The 14,592-nt window shown below is 64.0% G+C and carries 14 protein-coding genes; 4 read left to right on the top strand and 10 right to left on the bottom strand.

Annotation, left to right across the window (positions count from 1 at the left end):
* Positions 1-35 precede the first annotated feature (35 nt).
* From fghA to ACSQ3O_RS19570, 10 genes are all read right to left on the bottom strand, one after another.
* Positions 36-899: an S-formylglutathione hydrolase gene (gene fghA / locus ACSQ3O_RS19615; protein WP_436140152.1), complete on the bottom strand. Its 864-nt coding sequence runs from the start codon at positions 897-899 to the stop codon at positions 36-38.
* Between the two features lie 13 nt (positions 900-912).
* Entirely contained in the window at positions 913-2,028 is a 1,116-nt protein-coding gene (locus ACSQ3O_RS19610; protein ID WP_436140151.1) for an S-(hydroxymethyl)glutathione dehydrogenase/class III alcohol dehydrogenase, read from the bottom strand.
* 58 nt (positions 2,029-2,086) lie between these two features.
* Positions 2,087-2,353 (bottom strand): metal/formaldehyde-sensitive transcriptional repressor, encoded by a 267-nt coding sequence (locus ACSQ3O_RS19605; protein ID WP_055402789.1) that lies wholly within the window; start codon positions 2,351-2,353, stop codon positions 2,087-2,089.
* Positions 2,354-2,599: 246 nt separating this feature from the next.
* Complete coding sequence (locus ACSQ3O_RS19600; RefSeq protein ID WP_137749579.1) at positions 2,600-3,910, bottom strand: citrate synthase; 1,311 nt, start codon at positions 3,908-3,910, stop codon at positions 2,600-2,602.
* 65 nt (positions 3,911-3,975) lie between these two features.
* The gene (locus tag ACSQ3O_RS19595) at positions 3,976-4,296 is read right to left on the bottom strand and encodes a succinate dehydrogenase assembly factor 2 (RefSeq protein ID WP_137749578.1); all 321 of its coding nucleotides are present in this window, start codon (positions 4,294-4,296) and stop codon (positions 3,976-3,978) included.
* Between the two features lie 23 nt (positions 4,297-4,319).
* Positions 4,320-5,021 carry a succinate dehydrogenase iron-sulfur subunit gene (locus ACSQ3O_RS19590; RefSeq protein WP_137749577.1) on the bottom strand — a complete coding sequence of 234 codons (702 nt, stop codon included), beginning with the start codon at positions 5,019-5,021 and terminating at the stop codon, positions 4,320-4,322.
* Positions 5,022-5,049: 28 nt separating this feature from the next.
* Positions 5,050-6,855, bottom strand: a complete 1,806-nt coding sequence (gene sdhA, locus ACSQ3O_RS19585) for a succinate dehydrogenase flavoprotein subunit (RefSeq protein ID WP_137749576.1) — start codon at positions 6,853-6,855, stop codon at positions 5,050-5,052.
* A 31-nt stretch (positions 6,856-6,886) separates the two neighbouring features.
* Entirely contained in the window at positions 6,887-7,252 is a 366-nt protein-coding gene (sdhD, locus tag ACSQ3O_RS19580; RefSeq protein WP_137749575.1) for a succinate dehydrogenase, hydrophobic membrane anchor protein, read from the bottom strand.
* A gap of 82 nt (positions 7,253-7,334) precedes the next feature.
* Positions 7,335-7,769 carry a succinate dehydrogenase, cytochrome b556 subunit gene (gene sdhC / locus ACSQ3O_RS19575; protein WP_137749574.1) on the bottom strand — a complete coding sequence of 145 codons (435 nt, stop codon included), beginning with the start codon at positions 7,767-7,769 and terminating at the stop codon, positions 7,335-7,337.
* 134 nt (positions 7,770-7,903) lie between these two features.
* Positions 7,904-8,692: a GntR family transcriptional regulator gene (locus tag ACSQ3O_RS19570; RefSeq protein WP_436140150.1), complete on the bottom strand. Its 789-nt coding sequence runs from the start codon at positions 8,690-8,692 to the stop codon at positions 7,904-7,906.
* Positions 8,693-8,919: 227 nt separating this feature from the next.
* Between ACSQ3O_RS19570 and ACSQ3O_RS19565 the strand changes: the two genes are divergently transcribed.
* The 4 genes from ACSQ3O_RS19565 to acnB all read left to right on the top strand — a co-directional run bounded on the left by ACSQ3O_RS19565 (position 8,920) and on the right by acnB (position 14,438).
* Positions 8,920-9,906: a malate dehydrogenase gene (locus ACSQ3O_RS19565; RefSeq protein ID WP_137749572.1), complete on the top strand. Its 987-nt coding sequence runs from the start codon at positions 8,920-8,922 to the stop codon at positions 9,904-9,906.
* Between the two features lie 18 nt (positions 9,907-9,924).
* Positions 9,925-11,016: an HpcH/HpaI aldolase/citrate lyase family protein gene (locus ACSQ3O_RS19560; protein ID WP_436140149.1), complete on the top strand. Its 1,092-nt coding sequence runs from the start codon at positions 9,925-9,927 to the stop codon at positions 11,014-11,016.
* A 35-nt stretch (positions 11,017-11,051) separates the two neighbouring features.
* The gene (locus ACSQ3O_RS19555) at positions 11,052-11,708 is read left to right on the top strand and encodes a hypothetical protein (protein ID WP_137749571.1); all 657 of its coding nucleotides are present in this window, start codon (positions 11,052-11,054) and stop codon (positions 11,706-11,708) included.
* A 129-nt stretch (positions 11,709-11,837) separates the two neighbouring features.
* Positions 11,838-14,438, top strand: a complete 2,601-nt coding sequence (gene acnB / locus ACSQ3O_RS19550) for a bifunctional aconitate hydratase 2/2-methylisocitrate dehydratase (protein WP_436140148.1) — start codon at positions 11,838-11,840, stop codon at positions 14,436-14,438.
* Positions 14,439-14,592 lie beyond the last annotated feature (154 nt).

Here is a 14,592-nt window from a genome sequence, read left to right as displayed (position 1 = left end):
GCCCGCGAGTGTGCTGCCAGTTGCTTAAGTGCGCATTAATTTCCTGCGCAAAGGCTCCGCGCATGGTGGGCCAAATGGTCGGCCATGAAGCTCTGCACAAAGTAGTAGCCGTGGTCGTAGCCCGCATGGCGGCGCAGCGTGAGTGGCTGGCCGATGGCGGTGCAGGCGGCTTCGAACAGGTGCGGATGCAGCTGCTCGGCCAGGAATTTGTCGGCCAGGCCCTGGTCGATGAGGATGCCCGCCGGGTAGGGGGCGACGGGCTGGTGCTGCATGAGCACTGTGGCGTCGTGTTCGATCCAGGTGCTGCGGTCCGGGCCCAGGTAGCCGGTGAAGGCCTTGTCGCCCCAGGGGCATTGGGTGGGGGCGCAAATGGGCGCAAAAGCCGACAGCGACTGGAACCGGCCCGGGTGGCGCAGCGCCAGCGTGAGCGCGCCATGCCCGCCCATCGAGTGGCCGGTGATGCCCAGGCGGCCGCCGTCAATGGGCAGCTGGGCGGTCACCAGGGGCAGCAGCTCGTCCAGCAGATAGCTTTCCATGCGCCAGTGGGTGCGCCAGGGCGCCTGGGTGGCGTCGAGGTAGAAGCCTGCACCCACGCCAAAGTCCCAGCTCTTGGCCTCGCCCGGCACATTGGCGCCGCGCGGGCTGGTGTCGGGCGCGATGAGGGCCAGGCCCAGCTCGGCGACCAGGCGCTGGGCGCCGGCCTTGACCATGAAGGTCTCTTCGGTGCAGGTCAGGCCCGCCAGGTACACCACGGCGGGCACGGGGCCCTGCTGCGCCTGGGGCGGCAGGTAGACCGCAAACTTCATCGGCAGGCCGATGGTGGTGGAGGCGTGCTGGTAGAAGCGCTGTTCGCCGCCAAAGCAGGCGTGGCTGCTGAGTAGTTCAAAGGACGTGGACATGGCGCTCCGGGCCTTACGCTGCGTATTTGACGACCGAGCGGATCGACTTGCCCTCGTGCATCAGGTCAAACGCTTCATTGATGTCCTTGAGGCCCATGGTGTGGGTCACGAACGGTTCGAGCTGGATCTTGCCTGCCATCGCGTCTTCGACCATGCCGGGCAGCTCGCTGCGGCCCTTGACGCCGCCAAATGCCGTGCCCAGCCACTTGCGGCCGGTGACGAGCTGGAAGGGGCGGGTGCTGATCTCTTGCCCTGCGCCTGCCACGCCGATGATCACGCTCTGGCCCCAGCCGCGGTGCGCGCATTCGAGGGCGGCGCGCATCACGTTGACGTTGCCAATGCACTCAAAACTGTGGTCTACGCCCCAGGTCGTCATCTCGACGATGACCTGCTGGATCGGCTTGTCGAAGTCCTTGGGGTTCACGCAGTCGGTGGCGCCGAAAGTGCGGGCCAGGTCGAATTTGCTGGGGTTGGTGTCCACCGCAATGATGCGGCCCGCCTTGGCCAGCTTGGCGCCTTGGATCACGGCTAGGCCAATGCCGCCCAGGCCGAACACGGCCACGGTGTCGCCTTCTTGCACCTTGGCGGTGTTCTTCACGGCGCCCAGGCCTGTGGTCACGCCGCAGCCCAGCAGGCAAACCTGCTCGGGGTTGGCTTGGGGGTTGACCTTGGCGAGCGACACCTCGGCCACCACGGTGTATTCGCTGAAGGTGCTGCAGCCCATGTAGTGGTAGATGGGCTGGCCGTTGTAGCTGAAGCGGGTGGTGCCATCGGGCATCACGCCCTTGCCCTGCGTGGCGCGCACGCTCACGCACAGGTTGGTCTTGCCGCTCTTGCAGAACAGGCATTCGCCGCATTCAGCGGTGTAGAGCGGGATCACATGGTCGCCGGGCTTCACGCTGGTCACGCCTTCGCCCACTTCCACCACGATGCCCGCGCCTTCGTGGCCCAGCACCACGGGGAACAGGCCTTCGGGGTCGTCACCGCTCAGGGTGAAGGCGTCGGTGTGGCACACGCCGGTGTCGGTGATGCGGATGAGCACTTCGCCCTTTTTGGGCGGGGCCACGTCGATCTCGACGATCTGCAGGGGTTCTCCGGCTTTGAAGGCTACGGCGGCGCGGGATTTCATGGGGTGGTCCTTTCGGTGAACGGCTGGAATTGGGGTGAATGGAGTGGGAGCGGTCTATCTATTTGAGGTACGACCGCAGCAAGGCCAGGGTTTCGTCAATCGCCTGCTGTGAGGGGGCGGGCTTCTCTGCCAGCGTCTCGCGCACATGGCTGTCGAGCAGGTCGGCCATCAACCCGTGCACGGCGCCGCGCATGGCGGCCAGCTGCTGCAGGATGGGGGCGCAATCGCTGCCCGCCTCCACCGCGCGCTCCAGCGCCTCGGCCTGGCCTTTGATGCGGCGCAGGCGGGTGATGGCGCGTTGCTTGTCTTCGGGGGTGTGGGGCATGGTGGGGCAGTGGCGGGCTGGGGCCGTAGGGCTGCGTGCTGTGGGTGTGGTCTGTGTACTGGGTGGTAGTATAAAAGATGAGCCATTGCTGGTCGCGCGGTAGCCGTATAAAAAACCTTTTAACTAGGGGGGAGTATGTGCATCCTTCGGGGTTTGGCATGGCGCCGCACCCATGAAAAAAGCCCGCAGGCACAAGGCCTGCGGGCTTTGGGAGGGGCTGACGGCGCGCTGGGCGCCGTGCCAGCGTCAGCGGCTGGCCAGCGGGGGCACGTCGCGGCGCACGGAGCCGGTGAACAGCTGGCGGGGGCGGCCGATCTTGTACTCGGGGTCGCCGATCATTTCGTTCAGCTGGGCGATCCAGCCCACGGTGCGGGCCAGGCTGAAGATGCCGGTGAACAGGTTCACCGGGATGCCGATGGCGCGCTGCACGATGCCGGAGTAGAAGTCCACGTTCGGGTAGAGCTTGCGCTGCACGAAGTAGTCGTCTTCCAGGGCGATCTTTTCCAGTTCCTTGGCCAGCTTGAACAGCGGGTCGTTTTCCAGGCCCAGCTCGGCCAGCACTTCATTGCAAGTCTCTTGCATGAGCTTGGCGCGGGGGTCGTAGTTCTTGTACACGCGGTGGCCAAAGCCCATGAGCTTGACGCCGGAGTTCTTGTCCTTGACCTGCTTGATGAAGTCGCCGATCTTTTCCACGCCGCCTTGGGCCTGGATGTCGTACAGCATGTTGAGAGCTGCTTCGTTGGCGCCACCGTGGGCAGGGCCCCAGAGGCAGGCCACGCCAGCGGCGATGGCTGCGAACGGGTTGGTGCCCGACGAACCGCACAGGCGCACGGTGGAGGTCGAAGCGTTCTGCTCGTGGTCAGCGTGCAGGATGAAGATGCGGTCCAGCGCGCGTTCCAGCACGGGGTTGACCTTGTACTCTTCGCAGGGGGTGCCGAACATCATGCGCAGGAAGTTGCCTGCGTAGGACAGGTTGTTCTGCGGGTACATGTAGGGCTGGCCCATGCCGTACTTGTAGGCCATGGCGACCAGCGTAGGCATCTTGGCGATCAGGCGGATCGCGGCGATCTCACGGTGCTGCGGATTGTTGATGTCCGTGCTGTCGTGGTAGAAGGCCGACAGGGCGCCCACCAGGCCGGTCAGCACAGCCATGGGGTGTGCGTCACGGCGGAAGCCGCGCAGGAAGAACTGCATCTGCTCGTTGACCATGGTGTGGTTGGTCACGCGGCTGGTGAAGTCGGTCTTTTGCGCCACGTTCGGCAGATCGCCGTACAGCAGCAGGTGGCAGGTTTCCAGGAAGTCGCAGTTTTCAGCCAACTGCTCAATGGGGTAGCCACGGTACAGCAGCTCGCCCTTGTCGCCATCGATGTAGGTGATGGCGGACTGGGTGGCTGCCGTGGACAGGAAGCCGGGGTCATAGGTGAACATGCCCGTTTGTGCATACAGCTTGCGGATGTCGATGACATCCGGGCCAATGCTGCCCTGGTAGACCGGCAGGTCCACGCTGGGGCTGCCATTGCTGAATGACAGGGTGGCTTTGTTGTCAGCTAGCTTCATTGTTACTTTCCTTGGGTAGGTTGCCGGGATTCCGGGGGTCGGGCCTTGTTTGTCTCGGGTCTCGTTCAGGGCCTTGGTCGTGCTGCGCCACCGCTGAGCCGCAGCATGCCGAGCACCTCACGCACTTCTTCTGTATCCAGTTCGCCTTCGGGTTCGCGGCGCGCAAGCACCAGATCCAGGAGGTCGTTGTCCGCCAGGTCCATGAGCTGGTTCATGCCGTGGGCCTGGCGCCAGGTCAGGCCCGCCCCGTGCTTGGCGAAGAAGTTCTCGATGTAGAGATCGTTCTCCAGCAGGCCGCGCCGGCAGCGCCAGTGCAGCTTTGCGCGTTCGCGGTCGTCCAGCAGATCGCTGGCCGATGGCAGGGCAGGGGTGAGGGCTTCGGACATGGCGGTGGTGCTTGCGAAAAAGGTCAAACGGCGCGGCGCACCATCAGTTCCTTGATCTTGCCAATCGCCATCGTGGGGTTCAGGCCCTTGGGGCACACGTCCACGCAGTTCATGATGGTGTGGCAGCGGAACAGGCGGTACGGGTCTTCCAGGTTATCCAGGCGCGCACCCGTGGCTTCGTCGCGGCTGTCGGCGATGAAGCGGTAGGCCTGCAGCAGGCCGGCGGGGCCCACGAACTTGTCGGGGTTCCACCAGAAGCTGGGGCAGCTCGTGGAGCAGCTAGCGCACAGAATGCACTCGTACAGGCCGTTGAGCTCTTCGCGCTCTTCGGGGCTTTGCAGGCGTTCCTTCTCGGGGGCCAGGTCCTCGGTGATGAGGTAGGGCTTGATCGAGTTGTACTGCTTGAAGAACTGCGTCATGTCCACGATCAGGTCGCGGATCACCGGCAGGCCGGGCAGGGGCTTCAGAACGATGGTGCCCTTCAGGGTGTTCATGTTCGTGAGGCACGCCAGGCCGTTCTTGCCGTTGATGTTCATGGCGTCCGAGCCGCACACGCCTTCGCGGCACGAACGGCGGAACGACAGGCTGGGGTCTTGCTCCTTGAGCTTGACCAGGGCGTCCAGCAGCATGCGCTCGTGACCATCGAGTTCGATCTCGATGGTCTGCATGTAGGGCTTGGCGTCCTTGTCCGGGTCGTAGCGGTAGATTTGAAAGGTGCGCTTCATGTTGTTCTTTCGTGAGGCTGCTGTATCTTCAGAACGTACGGACCTTGGGAGGCACGCTGTCCACCGTCAGGGGCTTGAGGTTGACGGGCTTGTAGGTCAGGCTGTTGTTTGCGCTGTGCCACAGGGTGTGCTTCATCCACTCCTTGTCGTTGCGGCCCAGCGGGAACTCGGCGTGGTCGGCAGGGTGTTCGTAGTCGTACACGGTGTGTGCGCCACGGCATTCCTTGCGGGCAGCGGCCGAGGTCATCGTGGCCTGGGCCACTTCGATCAGGTTGTCCACTTCCAGCGCTTCCATGCGGGCCGTGTTCCAGACCTTGGACTTGTCCTTCAGCGTCACGCCGCTCACGCGGTCGCGGATGGCGTTGATCTTGACCACGCCTTCGTCCATGCTGGCCTGCGTACGGAACACGCCGGCGTGTTGCTGCATACTGGAGCGGATGTCGTTGGCGATGTCTTGCGCGTAGATGCCTTCCTTCGAGTCCTGCAGCTGGTTCAGGCGGGCCAGGGTGCGGTCAGCGCCGTCGGCGGGCACAGGCTTGTGTTCGCCCGATTCCTTGACGAAGTTGACGATGTGCTTGCCGGCCGACTTGCCGAAGACCAGCAGGTCCAGCAGCGAGTTCGTGCCCAGGCGGTTGGCGCCGTGCACCGACACGCAGGAGCATTCGCCCACGGCATAGAGGCCGTTGACGATGTTGTTCTGCTGGCCGTCGTGCACGACCACCTGGCCGTTGATGTTGGTGGGGATGCCACCCATCTGGTAGTGGATGGTGGGCACCACAGGGATCGGTTCCTTGGTGATGTCCACGTTGGCGAAGTTGTGGCCGATCTCTTCCACCGATGGCAGGCGCTTGCGGATGGTGTCCGCGCCCAGGTGGTCCAGTTTCATCAGGATATAGTCCTTGTTCGGACCGCAGCCACGGCCTTCCTTGATTTCCTGGTCCATCGAACGCGACACGAAGTCGCGCGGAGCCAGGTCCTTCAGCGTGGGCGCATAGCGCTCCATGAAGCGTTCGCCATTGCTGTTGAGCAGGATGGCGCCTTCACCGCGGCAGCCTTCGGTCAGCAGCACGCCCGCGCCAGCCACGCCGGTGGGGTGGAACTGCCAGAACTCCATGTCCTGCAGCGGGATGCCGGCACGCGCCGCCATGCCCAGGCCGTCGCCGGTGTTGATGAAGGCGTTGGTCGATGCCGCAAAGATGCGGCCAGCGCCGCCGGTGGCCAGCAGCACGGCCTTGGCGTGCAGCTCGTACAGGTCGCCGGTTTCCAGCTCCAGGGCTGTCACGCCGACCACGTCGCCTTGTTCGTTGCGGATCAAGTCCAGCGCCATCCACTCCACGAAGAAGTTGGTCTTGGACTTCACGTTCTGCTGGTACAGCGTGTGCAGCATGGCGTGGCCGGTGCGGTCGGCCGCAGCGCAGGCGCGCTGCACGGGCTTTTCGCCGTAGTTGGCGGTGTGGCCGCCGAAGGGGCGCTGGTAGATGGTGCCGTCAGGGTTGCGGTCGAACGGCATGCCGAAGTGTTCCAGCTCGATCACCACGTTGGGTGCTTCGCGGCACATGAACTCGATGGCGTCCTGGTCGCCCAGCCAGTCCGAGCCCTTGATGGTGTCGTAGAAGTGGTAGTGCCAGTTGTCCTCGCTCATGTTGCCCAGCGAGGCGGACACGCCGCCCTGCGCCGCCACCGTGTGCGAGCGGGTGGGGAACACCTTGGACAGGCAGGCCACGTTCAGGCCTGCACGGGAGAGTTCCAGCGAGGCACGCATGCCGGAGCCGCCGGCGCCGACGATGACAACGTCGAACTTGCGCTTGGTGATGTTAGCTTTGGTGTAGCTCATTGTTGTTTGCCTTCAGTCGCGGGGTGATCAATCAGAGACGCCACAGAACCTGGATGCCCCAGCCGGCACAGCCGACCAGCCAGACGATGGTGAAAACCTGCAGCGCCAGGCGCAGGACCACGGGCTTGATGTAGTCCATCAGGACTTCGCGCACGCCGACCCAGGCGTGCCAGGCGAGCGAGATGATCACGGTGAAGGTCAGCACCTTCATCCACTGGGCCGAGAAGATGCCCGCCCATTTGTCGTAGCCCATGGGGCCCTTGTTGAAGATCACCTGGGCCAGCAGGGCCAGCGTGAACAGGGCCATCAGGATGGCCGTGACGCGCTGGCTGAGCCAGTCGCGCAGGCCATAGTGGGCGCCGACGACGACGCGCTTGGAACCGTAATTGACGGACATGGATGTTTTCCTTTTGTCTTGTTCTGCGGGGGGGCACTTGGGGCAGCGGCCGCTGCCGTTTTCTGTGGGGACAGTCGGTGGGTCAGTACAGGCCGAACAGCTTGGCACCCAGCACCAGCGTCAGCGGGATGCTGATGGCGAGCACCGCCAGGGACGAGGTCTTGCCGAATTGCTTGTTCACGGCGCTGTGGCTCACATCCATCCACAGGTGGCGCAGACCGGCAGTGAAGTGGTGCAGGTACGACCAGATCAGGGCCAGGGTCGCCAGCTTGACGAACCAGCCGGGCACGAAGCCGATGCCGATGCCGAACGCCGCCGTGAAGCGGGCGAACGAAATTTCGGACGACACCGAGGTGTCGAACATCCAGATGATGAAAGGCAACAGCAGGAACATGATCAGCCCGCTGGCGCGGTGCAGGATCGAAACCCACGCCGCAGGGGTCATGCGGTAGGTGGTGAGGTCCTTGAAGGCATTGATGTTGCGGAATTCAGGCCGTTTTTTGGCAAGCTCGGTCATGTTGAGTGCTTTCGTGGATGTAACTTCTTTGTAATTCGGAGATGCAAAGAACGCAAAATTCTATTGCAACGCAACAATAAGGGGTTTGACCCCATCGGAATTTTTGACGTGTTTGCTCGGGTGCCAGCTTGTTGTCAGTTCAATTCGTTACGGTAATGGTGGGTGTCGGTGAGGTACAGGCCGCGCCGTAACTCCATGGGAACGTCGTTGTAGGTGTAGGCAATCCGCTCCACGCTCAGCAGTGGCGTGGCGGCGGTGATCTGCAGCAACTGGGCTTGTTCTTGGTCGGGCAGCACGGCGCGGATCTTTTCTTCGGCGCGCACCATGCGCACGCCAAAATCCAGCTCGAACATCGCGTAGGTGGGGCCCTGGTAGTTGGCCAGTTGCTCGGCCGTGAGTCCTTTGAAGGCCTGGCCGGGCAGCCAGATGTCTTCCAGAATCGTGGGCACCCCGCCAAACGACAGGATGCGCTTGGCCTGCATGACGGCGTCGCCGCTGCGCAGGGCCAGGGCGCGTGCCACGTCGGCGCTGGCGCGCACGCGGCGGCACTCGATCACGCGGCGCTGGGCGGGGCCTTCGACCCGGGCGTCGCCGGTGTCGGGCAGCAGCTTCAGAAAGCGGTACTGCACATGCTGCTCGGCGTGGGTGGCAACAAACGTGCCTTTGCCCTGGCGGCGCATGACCAGGTTCTCCGCCGCCAGCTCGTCGATGGCCTTGCGCACTGTGCCCTGGCTCACCCGAAAACGTGCGGCCAATTCCATCTCGCTGGGGATGGCCTCGCCGGGTTTCCACTCGCCCTGCTGCAGGCTCTGCAGGATCAGCCCCTTGATCTGCTGGTACAGCGGGCTGAACGCCGGCGTGGTGGCACCCGCTGCGCCGGAGGGCGTGGCGGTGTTGTCGGCGGCGAACGGCAGGGAGGACATGGCGGGTGGGCGCTGGGTTTGGTGTGTGGCGCAGCGGTTGCCCCATGACAACCGAACGACAAACGGGTTGCAATCATATCTTATATAAGACATAAGACAAATTGACCGGGGTGCCCAATCGGGGGTAAACTCCAAGGCTGTTTTGCGGGGCACGGGTTGCTGGTAACAGGCGCTGGTGCTTGCGTTGCACACACACCTGTTTTCCTTACTTCCCTGGAGTTTTCATCATGAGCAAGAAGCCTGTTCGCGTAGCCGTCACCGGTGCCGCTGGTCAAATCGGTTACGCCCTGCTGTTCCGTATCGCCTCCGGCGAAATGCTGGGCAAGGACCAGCCGGTCATTCTTCAGTTGCTCGAAATCCCCGACGAAAAGGCCCAGAACGCGCTCAAGGGCGTGATCATGGAGCTGGAAGACTGCGCCTTCCCGCTGCTGGCCGGTATCGAAGCCCACAGCGACCCGCTGCAAGCCTTCAAGGACACCGACTACGCCCTGCTGGTGGGTGCACGTCCTCGCGGCCCTGGCATGGAGCGTGCCGACCTGCTGGCCGCCAACGCCCAGATCTTCACCGCCCAGGGCAAGGCCCTGAACGCCGTGGCTTCGCGCAATGTGAAGGTGCTGGTGGTGGGCAACCCTGCCAACACCAACGCCTACATCGCCATGAAGTCGGCGCCTGACCTGCCAGCCAAGAATTTCACCGCCATGCTGCGTCTGGACCACAACCGTGCTGCCTCGCAGCTGGCAGCCAAGACCGGCACCAAGGTGGGCGATATCCGCAAGCTGACGGTGTGGGGCAACCACTCGCCCACGATGTACGCCGACTACCGTTTCGCCACCACAAACGGCCAGTCCATCAAGACCATGATCAACGACCAGGTCTGGAACGCTGAAACCTTCCTGCCCACCGTGGGCAAGCGTGGTGCGGCCATCATCGCCGCCCGTGGCCTGTCGTCGGCAGCTTCCGCCGCCAACGCGGCCATCGACCACATCCGTGACTGGGCCCTGGGCTCCAACGGCGAATGGGTCACGATGGGCGTGCCATCGAACGGCGAATACGGCATCCCCGCCGGCATCGTGTTCGGCTTCCCAGTCACCACGGAAAACGGCGAATACAAGATCGTCGAAGGCCTGGAGATCGATGCCTTCTCGCAAGAGTGCATCAACAAGACGCTGGCCGAACTGCAAGGCGAGCAAGACGGCGTCAAGCACCTGCTGTAAACAAGCCCGGTGAACGCAATGCAGCCGACGCCCCTGGCATCGGGCCTTCGGGCCGCCCCGGTCCCCGCGCAGGGGCAGGGCGCTGCGCTTTCTTCTGCCCTGCCTGCTGGCAGCGTGCATCCACGGGATGTGCTGCTGGGTGCGCAGGCGCAGTCAGGATTCCTGCCTGTGTGCGACCACTACAGTGGCGTGGAAGCACGCATGCGCAAAAGCCTGCAGTTGCAGGCCGAGATGGCGCAGGAGCTGGGCACCTGCGTCTTTGATGTCACTCTGGATTGCGAAGACGGCGCTCCGGTCGGCTTCGAGTCCGACCACGCGCGGCTGGTCGCCAGCCTGGCACTGGGCGCCGAGCCCACGGCCCGGGTCGCTGCCCGCGTGCACGCGGTAGACCACCCGGCCTTTGCCAATGATGTCGCCACGATCGTGGGCGAGGCAGGCCACCGGCTCTGCCACATCATGGTGCCCAAGGTCGAGTCTGTGGACGACGTGCTGCAGGTGGAGCGTGCGCTGGAGCGCGCCTCCGCCCCCCAGCTTCCCATCCATGTGCTGATCGAATCCCCCGCTGCCGTGCACCGGGCCTTCGAGATCGCCGCCCATCCCCGGGTGCAGAGCCTGAGCTTTGGTCTCATGGACTTTGTGTCGGCCCATGGCGGGGCGATCCCGGCCCAGGGGATGACGTCGGCCGGGCAGTTTGCCCACCCGCTGGTGGTGCGCGCCAAGTTGGAGATCGCCGCCGCCTGCCATGCCCACGGCAAGGTGCCCTCGCATTGTGTGGTGACCGAGTTCACTGACACCGTGGCCATGCAGGGCGCGGCCCGCCGTGCGGCCCAGGAGCTGGGTTACACCCGCATGTGGAGCATCCACCCTGCGCAGATCCGCCCCATCCTGCAGGCCTTTGCGCCGCAGCAGGACGATATCGAGAATGCTTCAAAAATAATAGCGGCTGCCGCTCAGGCTGATTGGGCTCCGATCAGTTTTGAAGGCGTGCTGCATGACCGTGCCAGTTACCGCTTTTACTGGCAGATCCTTGAGCGCGCCCACCACACCGGGCGTGCACTTCCCTCGTCTGTGCGCCACTGGTTTGGCGCATCGGCGGTGGTTCCATCGTGAACCTTCTTCCTGAACACCCCTACGCAGGACTTTCCATGAAATCCATCTTCGCCTCCGCTCTCTTGCTGCTGGCTCCGGCCCTTGCCCTGGCGCAAACAACGCCTGCCCAGCCTGCTGCCAAGTCCGAGACCAAGGCTGCCGCAGCCAAGCCTGCTGCCAAACCCGCACCCAAGACGGCGGCCAAGCCCGACGCCAAGTCCACCAAGACCGCCGCCAAGGAACCTGTCGCCAAGAAGGCCGCCGTGGCCAAGGCCGAGCCCACCAGCAGCCGCACGCAGCTCAAGAGTGCGACCAACCAGGTGGCAGCTGGCATCATCGCTGCAGAAGCTGCCCTGTCGCCCGCCGAGCTGGCCATTGCCGAGCGCGTGCACACCGGCCGCATGCCCTGCGAGCTGGGGGCATTTGTCACGGTGACCGCCGACCCCGCCACGCCCGGCCACTTCCATGTGGAAGGCAAGGGCTTCAAGTACTACATGGCTCCCGTGGCCACGACCACTGGCACGGTGCGCCTGGAAGACCAGAAGGGCGGCGCCGTCTGGCTGCAGATCGCCAACAAGTCCATGCTGATGAACCAGAAGCTGGGCCAGCGCCTGGCCGACGAGTGCATGAGCGCCGAGCAGGTGGTGGTGGCCGAAGCCATCAAGAAGAACCCACCCGTGAGTGTTCTGGAACCCCTGCCTGCAGCCAAGTAAACCGCCAGGCATCCAACCCACAGAGTCCGAGAAATCCACGAACCCCCTTGTGTGTGCCGGCGTGATGGCCCTTGAGGCCCTTGCAGCCAGGCGCGCCGCCCCACTTTAGAACGCAACCGGAGAAAAATGATGTTGAAAGCCTACCGTGACCATGTGGCCGAGCGTGCCGCCCTGGGCATCCCACCGCTGCCGCTGGATGCCAAGCAAGTGGCTGAACTGATCGAACTGATCAAGAACCCGCCCGCTGGCGAAGACGCCTTCCTGCTGGACCTGCTCACGCACCGCGTGCCCCCTGGCGTGGACGACGCTGCCAAGGTCAAGGCCAGCTTCCTGGCAGCCGTGGCCCACGGCGACATCAAGGTCGGCCTGATCTCCAAGTCCAAGGCCACCGAGCTGTTGGGCACCATGGTCGGCGGCTACAACGTGCACCCCCTGATCGAGCTGCTGGACGACGCCGAAGTGGCGGGTGTGGCCGCAGAGGCGCTCAAGAAGACGCTCCTGATGTTCGACTTCTTCAACGACGTCGCGACCAAGGCCAAGGCGGGTAACGCCAAGGCGCAGGAAGTCATGCAAAGCTGGGCCAACGCCGAGTGGTTCACTTCGCGCCCCGAAGTCGAAAAGAAGATCACCGTCACCGTGTTCAAGGTGCCGGGCGAAACCAATACCGACGACCTGTCGCCCGCGCCCGATGCCTGGAGCCGTCCCGACATCCCGCTGCATTACCTGGCGATGCTCAAGAACACCCGCCCCGATGCGGCGTTCAAGCCTGAAGAAGACGGCAAGCGCGGCCCCATGCAGTTCATCGACGACCTGAAGAAGAAGGGCCATCTGGTCGCCTACGTGGGCGACGTGGTGGGTACCGGTTCCTCGCGCAAGTCGGCCACCAACTCCATCGTCTGGGCCACCGGCCAGGACATCCCCTTCGTGCCCAACAAGCGCTTCGGTGGCGTCACGCTGGGCGGCAAGATCGCTCCCATCTTCTTCAACACGCAGGAAGACTCCGGTTCGCTGCCGATCGAAGTGGACGTGTCCAAGCTGGAAATGGGTGACGTCATCGACGTGATGCCCTACGACGGCAAGATCGTGAAGAACGGCGCCACCGTGGCGGAGTTCCAGCTCAAGAGCGACGTGCTGTTCGACGAAGTGCGCGCTGGCGGCCGCATCAACCTGATCATCGGTCGTTCGCTGACAGCCAAAGCCCGCGAATTCCTGGGCCTGCCTGCGTCCAACGTGTTCCGCCTGCCCACCGCCCCCGGGGCGACGAATGCCGGCTTCACGCTGGCGCAGAAGATGGTCGGCCGCGCCGTGGGCCTGCCCGAAGGCCAGGGCGTGCGCCCCGGTACCTACTGCGAACCCAAGATGACCACCGTGGGCTCGCAAGACACCACCGGCCCGATGACCCGCGACGAGCTGAAGGACTTGGCTTGCCTGGGCTTCTCTGCCGACCTGGTGATGCAGTCCTTCTGCCACACGGCCGCCTACCCCAAGCCCGTGGACGTGAAGACCCACCGCGAGCTGCCTGCCTTCATCTCCAACCGCGGCGGCGTGGCCTTGCGTCCTGGCGACGGCGTGATCCACAGCTGGCTCAACCGCCTGCTGCTGCCCGACACCGTAGGCACCGGCGGCGATTCGCACACGCGTTTCCCCATCGGCATCTCCTTCCCCGCAGGTTCCGGCCTCGTGGCCTTCGGTGCCGCCACGGGTGTGATGCCCCTGGACATGCCTGAGTCCATCCTGGTGCGCTTCAAGGGCGAAATGCAGCCCGGCGTGACCTTGCGCGACCTGGTGCACGCGATTCCGCTGTACGCTATCAAGCAGGGCCTGCTGACGGTGGCCAAGGCTGGCAAGATCAACGCCTTCTCTGGCCGCATCCTCGAAATCGAAGGCCTGCCAGACCTGAAGGTGGAGCAAGCCTTTGAATTGTCCGACGCCTCGGCCGAGCGCTCTGCCGCCGGTTGCACGATCAAGCTGAACCCCGCGCCGATCAAGGAATACCTGACGTCGAACATCGTTCTGATGAAGAACATGATCGCCGACGGTTATGCCGACGCCAAGACGCTGCAGCGCCGCATCGAGAAGGTCGAAGCCTGGCTGGCCAAGCCCGACCTGCTCGAAGCCGACAAGGATGCCGAATACGCCGCCGTGATCGAGATCGACCTGGCCGACATCAAGGAACCCATCGTCTGCTGCCCCAACGATCCGGACGACGCCAAGTTCCTGTCCGAAGTGGCGGGCACCAAGATCGACGAAGCCTTTATCGGTTCGTGCATGACCAACATCGGCCACTTCCGCGCCGCAGCCAAGCTGCTGGGTGGCCAGCGCGACATCCCCGTCAAGCTGTGGGTGGCACCGCCCACCAAGATGGACGAGAGCGAGCTGATCAAGGAAGGCCACTACGCCGCGTTCGGCACGGCCGGTGCGCGCACCGAAATGCCCGGCTGCTCGCTGTGCATGGGCAACCAGGCGCAGGTGCGCGAAGGCGCGACGGTGATCTCCACCTCCACCCGCAACTTCCCCAACCGCCTGGGCAAGAACACCAACGTGTTCCTGGGCTCGGCCGAGCTGGCTGCCATCGCCTCGCGCCTGGGCCATCTGCCCACCAAGGAGGAGTACCTCAAGGAAATGGGCGTGATCGACGCCGACAAGGCGAGCGTCTACCGCTACATGAACTTCGACCAGATCGAAGAGTACGCAGAAGCCGCCAAGGGTGCGGCAGTCGCGTCCTGCTGACGCGCTGCGGATGCCCGGACGGCGGTGTAGAACGCCTCCGGACCCAACAAAACGGCCCTTCGGGGCCGTTTTTTTGCTTTTGGGACCTCTTTTTTGCCTCTTGGTCCTGATGGCAAAAATGTGACAGTCACGGTTTTGTCATGAAACCGTTCCT

It is taken from the genome of Acidovorax sp. LjRoot74, assembly GCF_964254355.1.
Classification (GTDB): Bacteria; Pseudomonadota; Gammaproteobacteria; order Burkholderiales; family Burkholderiaceae_C; genus Acidovorax.
The sequence above is the reverse complement of the archived record's forward strand: the minus strand, read 5'-3'. Positions and strand labels throughout refer to the sequence as shown.